Below are 13,988 nucleotides of genomic sequence, written 5' to 3'. Positions count from 1 at the left end.
ACGGCCCCTCGACTCGTAACAGCCGGTCGTCCGGATCAGGCGCTCGCGGCGAAGGCCTGGTAGGCCGGTTCGGTGACCGGTTCGATGGCGTAGGCCAGGATGTCGGCCACGTCGGCGACGGGGCGGACGTCCAGGGCGGCCAGCACCTCGGCGGGGACCTCGTCCAGGTCCGGCTCGTTGCGGGCCGGGATGAACACGGTCTTCAGGCCGGCACGCTGGGCGGCGAGCAGCTTCTGCTTCACACCGCCGATCGGCAGCACCCGTCCGTTCAGCGTGACCTCACCGGTCATGCCGACATCGCCGCGCACCTGGCGGCCCAGGGCCAGCGACACCAGAGCGGTGACCATGGTGACACCCGCGGACGGACCGTCCTTGGGCACCGCACCGGCCGGGAAGTGGATGTGGATGTTGCGATCCAGCACCCCCGCAGCGCTCCGGCGAGCCGAAGGCGGCAGCGGAGCGTAACCACGTAGGCCCTCGGGAGCTGCGGCATCGGATGGAGCCTCGATGCCGATCTCTTCCAGGTGCGATCGCACATAGGTCAGTGCGATCTGCGCGGATTCCTTCATGACGTCACCCAGCTGACCGGTCAGGGTCAGCGAGCGCTCGCCCTCGGCGGCATTGGCCTCGATGTAGAGGACGTCGCCACCCGCGCCGGTGACCGCCAAGCCGGTCGCCACGCCGGGGACCGAGGTGCGTTCCACCGAATCCGGGGTGAAGCGCGGACGGCCCAGGTAATCCTTCAGATCGCCGAGACCGATCACCAGCTGCTCGGAAGCCGCTGTGGCGCCATCCGTTTCACCACCGAGCTCGTCCTGCGACAGCCGAGTCGCCGCTTTGCGCAACGCCTTCGCGAGCAGTCGCTCCAACTGGCGCACACCGGCTTCCCGGGTGTAGTTGGCCGCGATCTCCCGCAGGGCCTCGTCGGTGAACGACACCTCCTCGGCGGTCAGCGCATTCCGTTCCAGCTGCCGCGGCACCAGGAAGTCGCGGGCGATGGCCACCTTGTCGTCCTCGGTGTACCCGTCGACGGTGATCAGTTCCATGCGGTCCAGCAGCGGGCCGGGAATGGTCTCCATGACGTTCGCGGTCGCGATGAACAGCACATCGGACAGATCCAGGTCCAGATCCAGGTAGTGGTCGCGGAAGGTGTGGTTCTGCGCCGGATCCAGCACCTCGAGCAGCGCGGCCGCCGGATCACCCCGGAAGTCGGAGCCGACCTTGTCGATCTCGTCCAGCAGGACGACGGGATTCATCGAACCCGCCTCCTTGATGGCACGCACGATCCGGCCCGGCAGAGCGCCGACGTAGGTTCGCCGGTGACCGCGGATCTCGGCCTCGTCGCGCACACCGCCCAGGGCGACACGCACGAACTTGCGGCCCAGGGCCCGCGCCACGCTCTCACCGAGCGAGGTCTTACCGACACCGGGAGGTCCGGCCAGCACCATCACGGCACCGGAGCCACGACCGCCGACGACCTCCAGGCCACGTGCGGCCCGGCGGGCGCGCACGGCCAGGTATTCGACCATGCGGTCCTTGACCTCTTCCAGACCGTGGTGGTCGGCGTCGAGCACCGCACGAGCCGCCGAAACATCGGTGCTGTCGGTGGTTTTCACCGCCCACGGCAGATCCAGGACGGTATCCAGCCAGGTGCGGATCCAGCCCGATTCCGGACTTTGATCGCTGCTGCGCTCGAGCCGGTCGACCTCGCGCAGCGCGGCCTCGCGGACGTTGCCGGGCAGTTCGGCGGTCTCCACCCGGGTGCGGTAGTCGTCCGCGCCGTCGGGCTCACCGTCGCCCAGTTCCTTGCGAATCGCGTTGAGCTGCTGGCGCAGCAGGAATTCCCGCTGCGACTTCTCGACGCCCTCGCGCACATCCTCACTGATCTTCTCGGTGACCTCGACCTCGGCGATGTGGTCCTTGGTCCACCCGATCAGCCGGGTCAGCCGCTCGGCGACATCGGGAGTGTCGAGCAGTTCACGCTTCTGCTCATCGGTCAGATACGGCGCGTAGCCGGCGGTATCGGCCAGGGCCGAGGGGTCGGTCAGCCGGTTGACCACATCGATGACCTGCCAGGCCTCACGGCGCTGCAGGACCGAGACGACCAGCTGCTTGTATTCGGCGGCCAGTTCCTTCGTGTGCGCATCGGGTGCGGGGGTGTCGACCGGTTCGGCCTCCACCCACAGCGCGGCGCCCGGACCGGTGACTCCGTGCCCGATCCTCGCCCGCTGCTCGGCCTTCAGCACCGCGGCGGCGGCGCCACCGCGCATCCGGCCGACCTGTTCGATGGTCGCGATCACCCCGTAGGCGGCGTAGCCCTCGTCCAGACGCGGTGCGAGCAGCACGGAGTCCGATTTCGCGGCCCGTGCGGCGTCGATGGCGGCCTGTGCGGATTCGTCGAGCTCGATGGGGACGACCATGCCCGGCAACACGACCGGATCGGTCAGAAACAGCACCGGCAGACGCTGTGGAGTACTCACAGATTCAGCCCCTTCCAAAGCATGCCCCGGATCCTGTGTTTCTTCGCCTCCAGGGTTGAGCGTTACCTACTCAACTACACGGTGTGCCGAGTTGTTCCGACCCCTTGTTCACCGGCAGCGAACGAGGTATGACCGGCGCCGACGCGATTGGTAAGAGAGTGATGCGAGAACTGTCTCACTGTGTTAAACAGATCACCTACGGCAAGGAGGCGGTTGTGGAGCGTCCGTATCGGCTCGTGATCTGGGGGCCCGGCGATATGGGTGGGCGGGCGCTGCGCACCGCGCTCGAATCGCCGAACTTCGAGGTCGTCGGGGTCAAGGTCTTCAGTCCGCACAAACACGGCCGGGATATCGGCGAACTGGCGGGCCTGGCACCGGTGGGCGTAGCCGCGACGACGTCGAAGGACGAGATCCTGGCCTTGGACGCCGATTGCGTGGTCCATACGCCGACCACGCCGGCGCTGATCCAGGGCGCCGACGCGGATGTCGTCGATCTGCTGGAATCCGGCAAGAACGTGGTCTCCGCGGCGAGTTATCACAATCCGTCGATGCCGACGTGGCTGTCCGCCTCGCGAAGTCCGCTGTCGGTCCTGCGCACGGTGGCGGATATGAAGGTCACCGGTGATGCGTTCGGCGCCCGGCTGCGGCCCGCGGTGAAGGCCTTGCGGACCGGGATGCGCGCGGTGGATTCGGCGCCCGCGCGGCCGCTGCGCCCGATCCTCGAACGGCTCGCCGGACCGATCGTCGATCGCGCACTGCCCCGGCGGGCGCTGGGCAGCCGGTTGCAGGCGGCGTGCGAGGCCGGCGGAGTGTCGTTGCACGGCACGGGTTTACATCCGGGCCTGATGGTCGAGCAGTTGCTGCTGCGGCTGGCCGGACTGCTGGACGAGATCACCGAGGTGCGATTCCTCGAAGTCGGTGACCTCTCGGCCGCGCCCGACGGGATGTGGGGCGGTCTGGAAAGTCTCGGCTTCGGGATGCCGCTGAGCGCGGTGGACACCGACCACGCGATCGGGTTGATGCAGCACTTCTACTTCGACGGTGTGCTCGGCAATGTGGCGCATGCGCTGTTCGGCGCGGGTCCGGACGAGGTGCGCGTCGAACGCCATATCTATCCCGTGCCCGCGCGGGTACGAGTGCGAGCCGGCGGCACCGTGATCGAACCCGGCAGCGTCGGCGCGATCCACATGACCTATCGCGGATACCTCGGCGACCGCCTGTTCATGACGAATGCCGAATGCTGGCATGTCGGCGCCGGCAATGCGCATCTGGGGCCGGACCATCCGCGCAGCCTGTCCGGCGGCCATGTGATCACCCTCGACGGCAGTCCGGCCCGGATCGAGATGCGCAACGAGATGGACGACGAGGCCTACAGCGCCGACTGGTCCGCGGTCACCGACATCTCGGTGCGCGCGATGTTGAGCGTCATCCCCGAATTATGTTCCGCGCCACCGGGAGTGGTGATGCCCGACCTGGATTCGCGCTATCGGCTGGAGACCGCATGAGCACCCCGATCATTCCCGTCGCCGTGCTGGGCACCGGGCCGGTCTCCGACCTGCTCGCCGCCCGCATCGATGCGCGGCCCGATCTGCGCTTGGCCGGGCGGATCAGGGCGGCACAGCCCGCACCGACCGAAACCGAGTGTGTGGTCCACGTGCCGACCCTGGACGAAATCGGCGGGAACATTACCGACGATGTGCTGCGACTACTGGCGGACGGCCTCGATGTCGTCTCGGCTCTTCCGGTCGCAGGGCTCGCCGAGATTCGGGACGCCGCCCGCGGCGGAAACTCGACATTCCATGCGACGGGCGGCTTCCCGGCCCAGCTCGCTGCCCGGATCACCCGCTCGCTGGCCGAGGTCACCCGCGATATCCGCCGCGTCGAACTCGAGGAGGAGCTCGCCCTTCCCGAGTGCGGCGTCCATCCCTGGAACAGCCTGGAGGACATCGGCATCGGCACGGCCACCGCCGCGCGGGCAGAGGCGGCAGCGGCGGCCGTCGGCGAATATTACGAAGCCGGCCTGCGAGTACTCGAGCAAGCGATCTTCGGTGCCACGTTCGAATCGGACGCCACGCTGTCGATCGACGTCGTCACCACCGACAGCGGCATCGTCGACACGGTGATCATCGAACGCGAACTCGGCCCGCGACTGAGCTACCGGTCGACCTGGACCGCCCGCACGAAAGACACAGCGCCCCTGCGCTATCGCCTGACCACGGTGACCGATACCGCCCGCGGCACGGCGACGGTCGACTTCCACGACACCGCCGGAATCCATCCCGCGGACCACCTGACCGCGGTGGCGGTTCTCGACGCGATCCGCCCGATCCACGCCGGCGCACCCGGCATCGCCCACCGCGATCTGTCGATCACCCATCTGAAACCCGACCCCCGGCTGACGGTGCACTGATCACCCCTCACCGCGCCCGGCCTGGACTCGAGCGAAGCCCATTCGCGCGGGAACCGGTGATTTAAACTCGACCGCGTGGCGATTCCCTCCCCGTCCGAACCGGCCCCGATCGGGGGCCGGCAGGCGCGGTGGCAAACGCACAACGACCGTCGGCGGGGGCGGATCGTCGAGGCGCTGATCGAACTGCTGGAGGAGTCCGGCGGCGGCGAGATCTCGATGCAACAGATCGCGAAGCGGTCCGGATTGGCGAAATCCGTGGTGTATCGCCAATTTTCGGGGCGCGACGAACTGGATCGGCGGGCCCGGAGTGTGATCGCCGAGCAGTTCATCGATACCGTCGACGCGGCGCTGGACATCTGGGACGGATCGATTCATCGGATCCTGCATCGCACGGTCGCCGCGGTCGCGGACTGGCTCACCGAGCATGCGCGGCTGTACGACTTCGCGCGCAGCGGGCCGGCGATGGGCGACCCCGACGATGTGGACGCGCTCAGCAGCATCAAGGCCACCATCGCGGCGCGGACCCGGCTGCTCGTGTCGAGCCTGGCGGGGGTGATCGGTGTGGTCGACGAGGCCACGGCCGACACGATGACCTTCGCCATCGTGTCGATGACCGAGGCGACCGTCGGCCGCTGGGCCCGCGATCCGGACCCACTGCTGAGCCGTGAACAGCTGATCTCCGAGGTCGCCGGCTACGCCTGGAGCGTGCTCGACGGCGCGGCCCGCGCCCACGGGTTGACCCTGGACCCCGAACTGCCGCTGATCGAACTCATCAACGCACTGGCCGAGGGAGTCAACGACATCCCGTGATCCGGCGCGCCGAGTTTCGGCCGGTCAGGCCGCCAACCAGCCGACGAGAGAACCGACCACGGGTAGCCGCTCCGCCACGGCGGTCGCCGTATTCCGCCGGTCGGGCTCACCGCGATACCGCGACGTATCGCCGTCGACGTGCAGCAATGTCCACAACTTGCGCGTCACCGGATTCATCAAGCCCAGTTCGTCGGCGAGTTTGCGCATATCGCCGAAGTAGCCGGACAGGATCCGGCGCGAGTTCGGGGACCGCCAGAAGGCGTCCTCGATCACCTCGCGCGGAATGTCGAATTCCTTCGCGAACGAGCGCGGGGGCGCCATGATCTCACCGGCCAGCCAGCGCATCGTGATCGGAAACGCCAACGCGCACATCGTCTTACCGAACGGACCCATCCGCTCGATATGCGCCTTCAGGAACTCACCGGCGAAGGAGATGTGCCGGGCCTCCTCGGCGATGTGGATCTGCATGGTACGCAGCACCGCCGGGGGCATCGACTCGCCCTCCCGGATGATCGCCTTCTGATAGTGGTCGATCGGCTCCTCACCACCGAGGATGCCGATGAACAGGATGGCGTGCGCGTAGCCGCCGGCCACGCCGATGAAGGGCGACAACGCGCGGAACAGCGGCCGCATCCCGGGGACGTCCACGCCGATCCGGTTGATCAGTTCCTGGAACATCTGGATGTGGTTGCACTCTTCGGTCATCTCGTGCAGGCAGTAGCGAAACTCCGGAGATCCGTTGGGGAGCTTCATGATGTACTGCATCATGCCGCGGATGAGGATGCTCTCGAAGGCGGCACCGACCTTGATCACGTTGGCCGTGCGCCACTTTCCGATCTCGATCCTGCGCTCCAGCGGCAACGACCGGTACCAGTCGGTTCCGCCGAGCGGGTCGAGCTCCGGCGACAGCACCCATCTCGGATCGTCGGGATCGATCGCCAATTCCGGTGAATCCCAATCGATATCGAGATAGGGATCGAAATTGCGATGGACCGATCCCTCGGACAGGATCGCCAGCATCTCCCGGTAGTCCGGGCCGAATAGGTCGGTACGAATGGATTTCGACAGCGTCATCGATGTCTCCTCTGCTCCGCGGGACACCCGCACCCGGTCGGCCCGGCGAGCGGGCTTCGCAGTGTGGCTCATCGGGCCTCCTAGCTCCCGGCCCCCGAGGCTCGGCCCCGGCGGCGGTCGACACCCAGCAGGTGTGATCCTTCGAGGATATATGGGACTCGTAGTCCCACACAATCCCCGGAGCCCGGCGATTCGGACGGCGACCGCGACCGCCCCCTCCCGCAACTCCGGCCGAAACCGCGATGTCGATGCGATACTCGACCGGGTTCGCCGGGCCCGCGGGTCCGCCCGCCCGATCCACGAGGAGTAGCCCGACATGCTGGCCGCACGCCTTCACCTGGGACCGCAACGCCGACTGGAACTCGACGATGTGCCGACTCCGGAACCGGGTCCCGACCACGTCCTGATCAAGGTCGAAGCGGCGGGTGTCTGCCTGTCCGATGTCCATCTGATCGACGGGACGCTGACCCCGGTGATGCTCGCCGGTGACGTGGTGACGCTCGGCCACGAGGTCGCGGGCACTGTCCACACTCTCGGACCGGGTGTGACCAGCGCGAAGGTGGGGGACCGGGTGCTGCTGCAGGCGGGTGAACTGCGCGGCGGCGCGGTGTTCACCCGTGGTGTCGACTACGACGGCGGGTGGGCGGAGTACACCCTGGCCCGGGTCGACACCCTGGTTCCCATACCCGACGATCTGCCCTTCGAGCAGGCCTGCTTCATCCCGGACGCCGTCTCCACGCCGTGGGCCGCGATCACGGCGACCGCCCAGGTGCGGCCCGCCGAGCCGGTCGGCGTCTGGGGCGTGGGCGGTCTCGGCGCGCACGGCGTGCAACTGCTGCGCATGGTCGGCGCGGCGCCCATCGTCGCGGTGGATCCGCTGCCCGCGGCGCGGGAACGGGCGCTCGGTTTCGGCGCGGATCTGGCATTCGATCCGGCCGATCCCGAACTGCGGCCGCGGATCTTCGCCGCGACCGGCGGCGCCGGTTTGGCGGCCGCCTTCGATTTCGCGGGAGTGGCGGCGGTGCGCGAACAGGCCGTCACCTGCCTGGGGCCGGGTGGGCGGCTGGTGCTGGTCGGCCTGACCGACAAGCCGATCACGATCACCGGTGGTATCGGCTTCAGCTTCTTCCAGCAGGAATTGCGCGGACATTACGGATCGCAGCCCGAACATGTGACCGAACTGGTGGCGCTGCGGCGGCTGCATCGTCTCGATCTCACCCGCTCGGTCAGCGCGGTGCTGCCGCTCTCGGAAGCCCCGGCCGCGGTGCGGGCGCTGGAAACCAAAGAGGGCAATCCGATTCGACTCGTCCTGCACCCCTGAACGGGGTGCGTTTGCCCCGCCGACCAGGGCAAGTGCCGCCCCGCCGCATTGACACCGTCTGGCCCCGGTGAGAATGTGGGGGCCCAGTCAACTCGCAAGTCCGCACGGCGCAAGGGGGATCCACGATGGCGGTAGTCGCCGGCGGTGTGTTCATCGACTGGGAACAACTGACCGGACAGTCCAAATTCGTCGTGGACCTGATCACCTTCCCGATCTTCAGCGCGGTGGCCGGCTGGCTCACCAACTGGACCGGCGTGCTGATGTTGTTCTGGCCGTTGCAATTTCGCGGCGTCCGGATTCCGGGCCTGAAGGTGCTGTATCCCTATTTCCCGCGCCGGGTGCAGGTGCTGCCGACGTTCTCCGGCGACGGTGAGCGACTCGGCTTCCAGGGCTTCATTCCCGCCCGTGCGGAGAAGATGGCCAGCATCTGCGTGGATATGGCGATCATGCGAATCGGCAGCCCGCGCGATTTCATCCACGAACTGGACCTGGAAGGGATCGCCGACTATATCGCCGACCGCGCGCACGAACAGTTGCAGCAGATCGTCGACGATGTGATGTACCGGGAGAATCCGGAACTGTGGCGGGCCGTGCCGCGTCCGGCGAAACAGATTCTCTATCAGCGCATCGACCGTGAACTGCCAAAACTGTGCCGGCGCGGTTTCGAGCAGCTCGGCGACAATGTCGACCAGCTCATCGATATCAAGAGTTTCGTCATCCGCTATCTGCAGGCCAATCCGGAGATCCTCAAGGATCTGACCACCACCATCGCCGCGCCGGAGCTGCGGTTCATGGTGCGGATCGGGTTGCTCGGCGCCCCGTTCGGTGTCCTGCTGGCGCTGTACATGCATGTCCATCACGACATTCCGGTGATCGGGTGGATCCCGGGATGGCTGGTGGTCCTGGCCGCGGCCGCAACCATCGGCGTGCTGGTGAACATGATCGCCATCAAGATGGTGTTCGAACCCGGTGATCCGCAGCCGCGCTACAAATACCTCTGGCGGCAGGCGCTGCTGGCCAAGCGGCAACCGCAGGCCGCCGACGACCTCGCGCAGATCCTGGCCTATCAGGTGCTGACCCTGCCGAATCTGGCGGCGGAACTGCTGGACGGTCCCAACGGGGACAAGACCCGCCAGTTGGTGGAACATCTGATCGCCGACGAGATCCGCACCCAGCTGGGACCCACGCGCTCGGTGGTGCGCGCGGCCTTCGGAGCGCGGCAGTTCGACAACCTGCAGGTCGGCGCGGCCGGGGCCGCGGTGAGCCTGGCTCCGAGCCTGGTGCAGGACGAGGCCTTCGCCCTGGACCAGGCCAAGAAGATCGACGAATTCGCGGCGCGGAAGCTCAAACAACTCACGCCGGGCGAGTTCATGGAGATGTTCTACGCCTCGGTCGAACAGGACGCCTGGCTGTTGTATCTGCACGGCGCGGCGCTGGGCCTGGTGGTAGGCGCGGTGCATCTGCTGATCTTCGGTTGGTGAGAAAATACAAGCGCGCGTGCTTGCATTTTTTTCGGGGCATTGCCATGCTTTCGGTCATGGCTGACCTGGAGGCGCTGCTCGACGACTTCGAGGCCGAATGCGCGGACCTGGACCGTCTCGTCGCGCCGCTGGATCCGGGCGGCTGGACGCGGGAGACGCCCGCCCCGGGCTGGACCATCACCCATCAGATCGCCCACCTGACCTGGACCGACGAGGTATCGACGATCGCGGCCACCGATGCCGCGGCGTTCGCCGACTTGCTGCGCGAGGCGACCGCCAGGATCGCCACGTTCGTCGACGACGGCGCCGCCGAGGTGGCGCGCACACCGCCGCCCGAACTGCTAGATCGGTGGCGTCGCGGCCGGGCCGGTTTGGCGCGGGCGCTGCGCGCGGTTCCCCCCGGCACGAAGTTGCCCTGGTTCGGGCCGCCGATGAGCCCGATGTCGATGGTGAGCGCACGGTTGATGGAGACCTGGGCACACGGTCAGGATGTCGCCGATGCGCTGGGCGCGGTGCGGACGCCGACGGCGCGACTGCGCAATATCGCCCATATCGGCGTGCGGACCCGCGATTTCGCCTACGCCGTGCACGGTCGGCAGGCACCCGCGGAACCGTTCCGAGTAGAGCTCACCGCACCGGACGGATCGGTCTGGAGCTGGGGCCCGGAGGATGCCGCGCAGCGCGTGAGCGGCTCGGCGTCGGACTTCTGCCTGCTGGTGACGCAGCGCCGGCATCGTGACGATCTCCCGCTGGTGACCACCGGAAGCGACGCCGCGGAATGGCTGACGATCGCGCAGGCCTTCGCCGGGCCTCCCGGATCGGGGCGCGAAGTGGGCCAGTTCGCCTGAAGGACTGGGCCTGAAGACCGATGTGCGCCTGAAGACTTCGGATAGAGCGGGCGAGCGCCGACTCGAAGTGCGACGTGCTTGTGGCCGACCGGACGCCGTTGGCCGGAGGACTTCGAGATCGCGGCTCGAAGTTGACGCTCGCCAGCTTGGTGGGGTTACCCGGCGTCGTTCCGGCGCAAACCTGCGCGGGCAGCGGCGGTAGGCGGCGCGCCGGCGCCGTCCGGACGGTGTGAACAGCGGTTTTCACACCGCTTCGCTCGCTGTTGTGATCTTGACCGCAGGGCCTCGGAATCTCCCGTCCGCAAGCAGTAACCTGGACGTGCGTACGACTTTCAACGGTGCGGGTCGGCAACGAGGGGAACCAGGGGAGAGGGAAGGACGCACCGGTATGGCTCAGTCCGCGCAGTCCCGGTCCACCGGCCAAATTCTGCAACACACCGCCGTCGTATTCGCCGGAATGGCGAGTATCGGCCTGACCGTCGCCGCCGGAACCTACATCGTCAACCAGATCGGCGGTCCCGGCCTGCCGGGCGTCATCGGTTCCGGCGAACGTGGCGACACCATCGTCCCGGCGCCCGACACAGACCGATCCGAGACGTCACCGAGCAGCGCTCCCGCCGCCACCGGGTCGTGGCGCCCGGCCGCCGAATCCCGTCGCCTGCCGGCCCTCGCGGCCGACGGCGCGGCAGCGCCGATGCGCATCGTGCCCGGACCGGCGGACCGCTCACCGAGCATCGACACCGCACCCGCGAGTTCCCGTCCGGGCGGCGTCGGGGGTCGCCTGAACCTCACGGGCGAAACCTACGTCGGGGCGAATCTGTCCAGGACACAACAGCATTCGTTCGCCGTCACCCTCGACACGAATGTGCCGGCCGCCTTGGGCGCGAACGGCTCCCCGGACCATCGGCAGGGCGCCGGGGAGGATGCGGTGACCCAATTCCGTACCGACGTCGATGTGCACAGTGGCGAGTTCAGCGTCGCGATGAGCGATCCCCTGCTGGGCCGCCACGACGTCCAGGTCCAGCGGCACGCGCGCCCGGCTCCGGTGCCCGCGCCCGGCCCGGAGCGGATTCCCGCGGACCACACCGGCGATCCGGCCGCCACCGATTCGACGCAGGCGGCAGCGCTTCCGGCAGCGCCGGATTCCACGGTGACATAGCGTCACGGTGGCATAGCGTTTCGACATCCTTCCGGCCGGGTACCGTCAAGGTGCCTGGCCGGTTGTCGTCTGTGCCCGCTCCCGGCGAGCACACTCGAAACGTACTGGTCGTTTGCCGCATTTCTCCTCGTCAGCGGATATCCGCCACTCTGCGCGCGGGCCGCACGTTATTCCCCGGTAACCGTTTAATAAAGAGGAATTCTGTAGTACTTTTGTGGCAAGCGTGGAACAGGGAGGGCCTATGGGCCACATCAGGTACGCGAGCGACGTCGGGGCTCCGGTGGAGGTCGCATTCACGTACACCGACAACCATCTGTTCGTCCCGGATTGGATGTTCGGTATCGCAGCCTTCGAACCGGTCGGCGAGGCCGGCCACGGACCGGGTGCGGTCTACGCGGCGACGTTCCGGCTGGGGCTGTGGCATCCCACGGTCGACTGTGAGATCACCGAATACCGCCGCAACGCGGTCATCGGGTACACCCTGCGCAGGCGCCGGCCGGGGAAGGTGGCGCCTGCGCAGGACCCGGAAGCGGCCCCCGCGCTCGCCACGCTGACCCTGCGATTCGATCCGCTCGGGTACGGCCGGTCGGTGCTGACCTCGGAGGCGGACTACACCCCGGCGCACGGCTGGCCGGCCCGCCCGGCCGCCAAGGCCATCGACGCGCTGGCCAGGGCGGCGGTCCGTCGTAGCGAGGCGCAATTGCGCAGGGAGATCGAGGAATTCCACGGCACGGATCTTGTCGGCCGGATTGCGTAGGGTACCGGTCATGATCATCGTGAGCACCGACGGATCCTGCCTGCGCAATCCTGGCGGCGCCATCGGCTGGGCGTGGGTCAATCATCAGGGCACTTCGGCCAGCGCGGGCGCGGCCTCCGGCACCAACCAGGTGGCCGAGCTACGCGCGGTTCTGGAGGCGATTCGCGCGCATCCGGGCTCCGAACCGCTGTTCATCGAAAGCGATTCGCTGTACGCGATCAAATGCGCGTCGGAATGGCTACCGAGCTGGCGCCTCAACGGCTGGCGCACCGCCACCGGCAGCGCGGTGAAGAATGTGGAACTCGTCCAGTGGATCGATCACGCGATCGCCACCCGGCCGGGTCCGGTGCGTTTCCGCTGGGTGCGCGGGCACGTCGGCAACTACTACAACGAACAGGCCGACAAACTCGCCGGGGAGGCCGCCCGCGCCGCCGCGGGCCGGGCCGATGCGACTCCGAACGGCATCGTCGATCTCCCACCGTTGCCTTCCGCGGTTCGCCCCGCCGCGGCGCCCGCCGAGACGATGTCCGACACCGCCGCGACGACGCCGCTGACGGTCGTCGTCACCGACAAGCCGGCGCCGAAACGCGGACGCGCGACAGCCGAAACCGCGGACGCCCTCACCCTTTTCTGACCGGGCACGCGTCAGACCAACCGAATGGCTTCCGGCGGTGGTGGGTCGGCCCACCGCCGGAGGCGCCCGGTTGTCGACCGGATCAGTTACCCGGCTGCGGAGCCGGTGCGGGCTGCGCACCACCGTTGGCCTGCGGGCTGGTACCCGGAGCCGCCTGCGGCGCACCCGGGGCCGGACCGGAGGGGCCCATACCCTTGGTGACCGGCGAGTCGAACTTCGCGACCAGCCACTTGCCGTCGTGCTTCTCCATCTGGGCCACACCCGGAATGGTCAGCTTGTCCGGCTGCGGAACGGCCTGGTTGGTCTGCTCCTGCGTGATCACCAGCACCACGTTGGCCTGGCTGTCGTTGCCGGACTCCCACGCGCAGTGGATCTCGTCCAGCTTCGACTTGGCCTGCACGCTGACCATGGCCTGCTTCAGTGTGTCCGAGGCGCCGCTGAAGAACTTGCCCCACTCACCCGTCGAGAGATCGTTGACGCTCTTGAAGTAGGCGTCGAGATCCTTCGAGTCGTAGCTGGCCACGGCCTTGCCGAAATCGCACGCCGCCTTGGTCGAATCATCGCGCGCGGCGAGCTGATCCTCGCGGTTGTCGGCCTTCAGATAGAAGACCACCACCGCGGTGACCGCGGCCACCAGCAGCACGCCCGCGGCGAAGGCCGACACGATCGGCACCCACGGAGTGCTCTTCCCGGAGGAGGGCGCACCGGCCGGGGCGGGGGCCGCCGACTTGACGGTCGACGCATCGGCCGCGGCCGGGCCCGCGGTCTCGAGCTTCACCGTCTTGTCCGCATCGGTCGGCTTCGCGGTATCGGTCGGCTTCGCGGTATCGGCACCCTTGTCGGCGGCAACCGACGAGTCCGATTCGAACTTGACCGTTGCGTCCGCGGCGGTGCTGTCTTGCGCCGCGTCGACCTTCTCGGTCGACTCGGCATCGTTGTTCGCCTTGTCCTTGGCGGTGTCGTCATCGGACATGAATCGATCTGTCACCTTCCCGGCATGTGGAAACCACGCCG

General features: G+C 67.9%; 12 protein-coding genes. 9 read left to right on the top strand and 3 right to left on the bottom strand.

Features of this window, described 5'->3' with window-relative positions; all coding sequences use genetic code 11:
• Positions 1-35 precede the first annotated feature (35 nt).
• The gene (gene lon, locus NK1_RS13600; RefSeq protein WP_063008939.1) at positions 36-2,420 is read right to left on the bottom strand and encodes an endopeptidase La; all 2,385 of its coding nucleotides are present in this window, start codon (positions 2,418-2,420) and stop codon (positions 36-38) included.
• A 275-nt stretch (positions 2,421-2,695) separates the two neighbouring features.
• Here lon and NK1_RS13595 point away from each other — a divergent pair, with 275 nt between their 5' ends.
• The 3 genes from NK1_RS13595 to NK1_RS13585 all read left to right on the top strand — a co-directional run bounded on the left by NK1_RS13595 (position 2,696) and on the right by NK1_RS13585 (position 5,700).
• Positions 2,696-3,985: a hypothetical protein gene (locus tag NK1_RS13595; protein ID WP_167354259.1), complete on the top strand. Its 1,290-nt coding sequence runs from the start codon at positions 2,696-2,698 to the stop codon at positions 3,983-3,985.
• Entirely contained in the window at positions 3,982-4,890 is a 909-nt protein-coding gene (locus tag NK1_RS13590; protein WP_063008880.1) for a hypothetical protein, read from the top strand. The genes NK1_RS13595 and NK1_RS13590 overlap by 4 nt, the downstream gene beginning before the upstream one ends.
• Before the next feature lie 75 nt (positions 4,891-4,965).
• The gene (locus NK1_RS13585) at positions 4,966-5,700 is read left to right on the top strand and encodes a TetR/AcrR family transcriptional regulator (RefSeq protein WP_063008879.1); all 735 of its coding nucleotides are present in this window, start codon (positions 4,966-4,968) and stop codon (positions 5,698-5,700) included.
• 24 nt (positions 5,701-5,724) lie between these two features.
• Here the strand turns inward: NK1_RS13585 and NK1_RS13580 are convergent, their stop codons facing one another.
• On the bottom strand, positions 5,725-6,774 hold the full coding sequence (locus tag NK1_RS13580; protein WP_063008878.1) for an AurF N-oxygenase family protein: 1,050 nt from the start codon (positions 6,772-6,774) through the stop codon (positions 5,725-5,727).
• 316 nt (positions 6,775-7,090) lie between these two features.
• Here NK1_RS13580 and NK1_RS13575 point away from each other — a divergent pair, with 316 nt between their 5' ends.
• The 6 genes from NK1_RS13575 to NK1_RS13550 all read left to right on the top strand — a co-directional run bounded on the left by NK1_RS13575 (position 7,091) and on the right by NK1_RS13550 (position 12,974).
• A complete protein-coding gene (locus NK1_RS13575; RefSeq protein WP_063008877.1) occupies positions 7,091-8,095 on the top strand; it encodes a zinc-binding dehydrogenase in 1,005 nt (334 codons plus the stop codon).
• A 125-nt stretch (positions 8,096-8,220) separates the two neighbouring features.
• Positions 8,221-9,576 (top strand): DUF445 domain-containing protein, encoded by a 1,356-nt coding sequence (locus NK1_RS13570; protein ID WP_063008876.1) that lies wholly within the window; start codon positions 8,221-8,223, stop codon positions 9,574-9,576.
• 56 nt (positions 9,577-9,632) lie between these two features.
• Positions 9,633-10,424 (top strand): TIGR03084 family metal-binding protein, encoded by a 792-nt coding sequence (locus tag NK1_RS13565; RefSeq protein ID WP_063008875.1) that lies wholly within the window; start codon positions 9,633-9,635, stop codon positions 10,422-10,424.
• Positions 10,425-10,812: 388 nt separating this feature from the next.
• Positions 10,813-11,583 carry a hypothetical protein gene (locus tag NK1_RS13560; RefSeq protein ID WP_063008874.1) on the top strand — a complete coding sequence of 257 codons (771 nt, stop codon included), beginning with the start codon at positions 10,813-10,815 and terminating at the stop codon, positions 11,581-11,583.
• 241 nt (positions 11,584-11,824) lie between these two features.
• Positions 11,825-12,340, top strand: a complete 516-nt coding sequence (locus NK1_RS13555) for an SRPBCC family protein (protein WP_063008873.1) — start codon at positions 11,825-11,827, stop codon at positions 12,338-12,340.
• A 10-nt stretch (positions 12,341-12,350) separates the two neighbouring features.
• Positions 12,351-12,974 carry a ribonuclease H family protein gene (locus NK1_RS13550; protein ID WP_063008872.1) on the top strand — a complete coding sequence of 208 codons (624 nt, stop codon included), beginning with the start codon at positions 12,351-12,353 and terminating at the stop codon, positions 12,972-12,974.
• An 82-nt stretch (positions 12,975-13,056) separates the two neighbouring features.
• On the opposite strand, the gene NK1_RS13545 is transcribed toward NK1_RS13550, so the two are convergent.
• Positions 13,057-13,947 (bottom strand): hypothetical protein, encoded by an 891-nt coding sequence (locus NK1_RS13545; protein ID WP_063008871.1) that lies wholly within the window; start codon positions 13,945-13,947, stop codon positions 13,057-13,059.
• Between the last annotated feature and the right edge of the window lie 41 nt (positions 13,948-13,988).

Origin of the sequence: Nocardia kruczakiae NBRC 101016, from assembly GCF_001612965.1 — a bacterium.
GTDB lineage: Bacteria > Actinomycetota > Actinomycetes > Mycobacteriales > Mycobacteriaceae > Nocardia > Nocardia kruczakiae.
The sequence above is the reverse complement of the archived record's forward strand: the minus strand, read 5'-3'. Positions and strand labels throughout refer to the sequence as shown.

What these genes read in the sequence shown, in the direction of transcription:
- lon (WP_063008939.1), bottom strand. Translation starts at nt 2,420, where the DNA reads ATGGTCGTCCCCATCGAGCTCGACGAATCCGCACAGGCCGCCATCGAC.
- NK1_RS13590 (WP_063008880.1), top strand. Translation starts at nt 3,982, where the DNA reads ATGAGCACCCCGATCATTCCCGTCGCCGTGCTGGGCACCGGGCCGGTC.
- NK1_RS13580 (WP_063008878.1), bottom strand. Translation starts at nt 6,774, where the DNA reads ATGACGCTGTCGAAATCCATTCGTACCGACCTATTCGGCCCGGACTAC.
- NK1_RS13575 (WP_063008877.1), top strand. Translation starts at nt 7,091, where the DNA reads ATGCTGGCCGCACGCCTTCACCTGGGACCGCAACGCCGACTGGAACTC.
- NK1_RS13570 (WP_063008876.1), top strand. Translation starts at nt 8,221, where the DNA reads ATGGCGGTAGTCGCCGGCGGTGTGTTCATCGACTGGGAACAACTGACC.
- NK1_RS13565 (WP_063008875.1), top strand. Translation starts at nt 9,633, where the DNA reads ATGGCTGACCTGGAGGCGCTGCTCGACGACTTCGAGGCCGAATGCGCG.
- NK1_RS13560 (WP_063008874.1), top strand. Translation starts at nt 10,813, where the DNA reads ATGGCTCAGTCCGCGCAGTCCCGGTCCACCGGCCAAATTCTGCAACAC.
- NK1_RS13555 (WP_063008873.1), top strand. Translation starts at nt 11,825, where the DNA reads ATGGGCCACATCAGGTACGCGAGCGACGTCGGGGCTCCGGTGGAGGTC.
- NK1_RS13550 (WP_063008872.1), top strand. Translation starts at nt 12,351, where the DNA reads ATGATCATCGTGAGCACCGACGGATCCTGCCTGCGCAATCCTGGCGGC.
- NK1_RS13545 (WP_063008871.1), bottom strand. Translation starts at nt 13,947, where the DNA reads ATGTCCGATGACGACACCGCCAAGGACAAGGCGAACAACGATGCCGAG.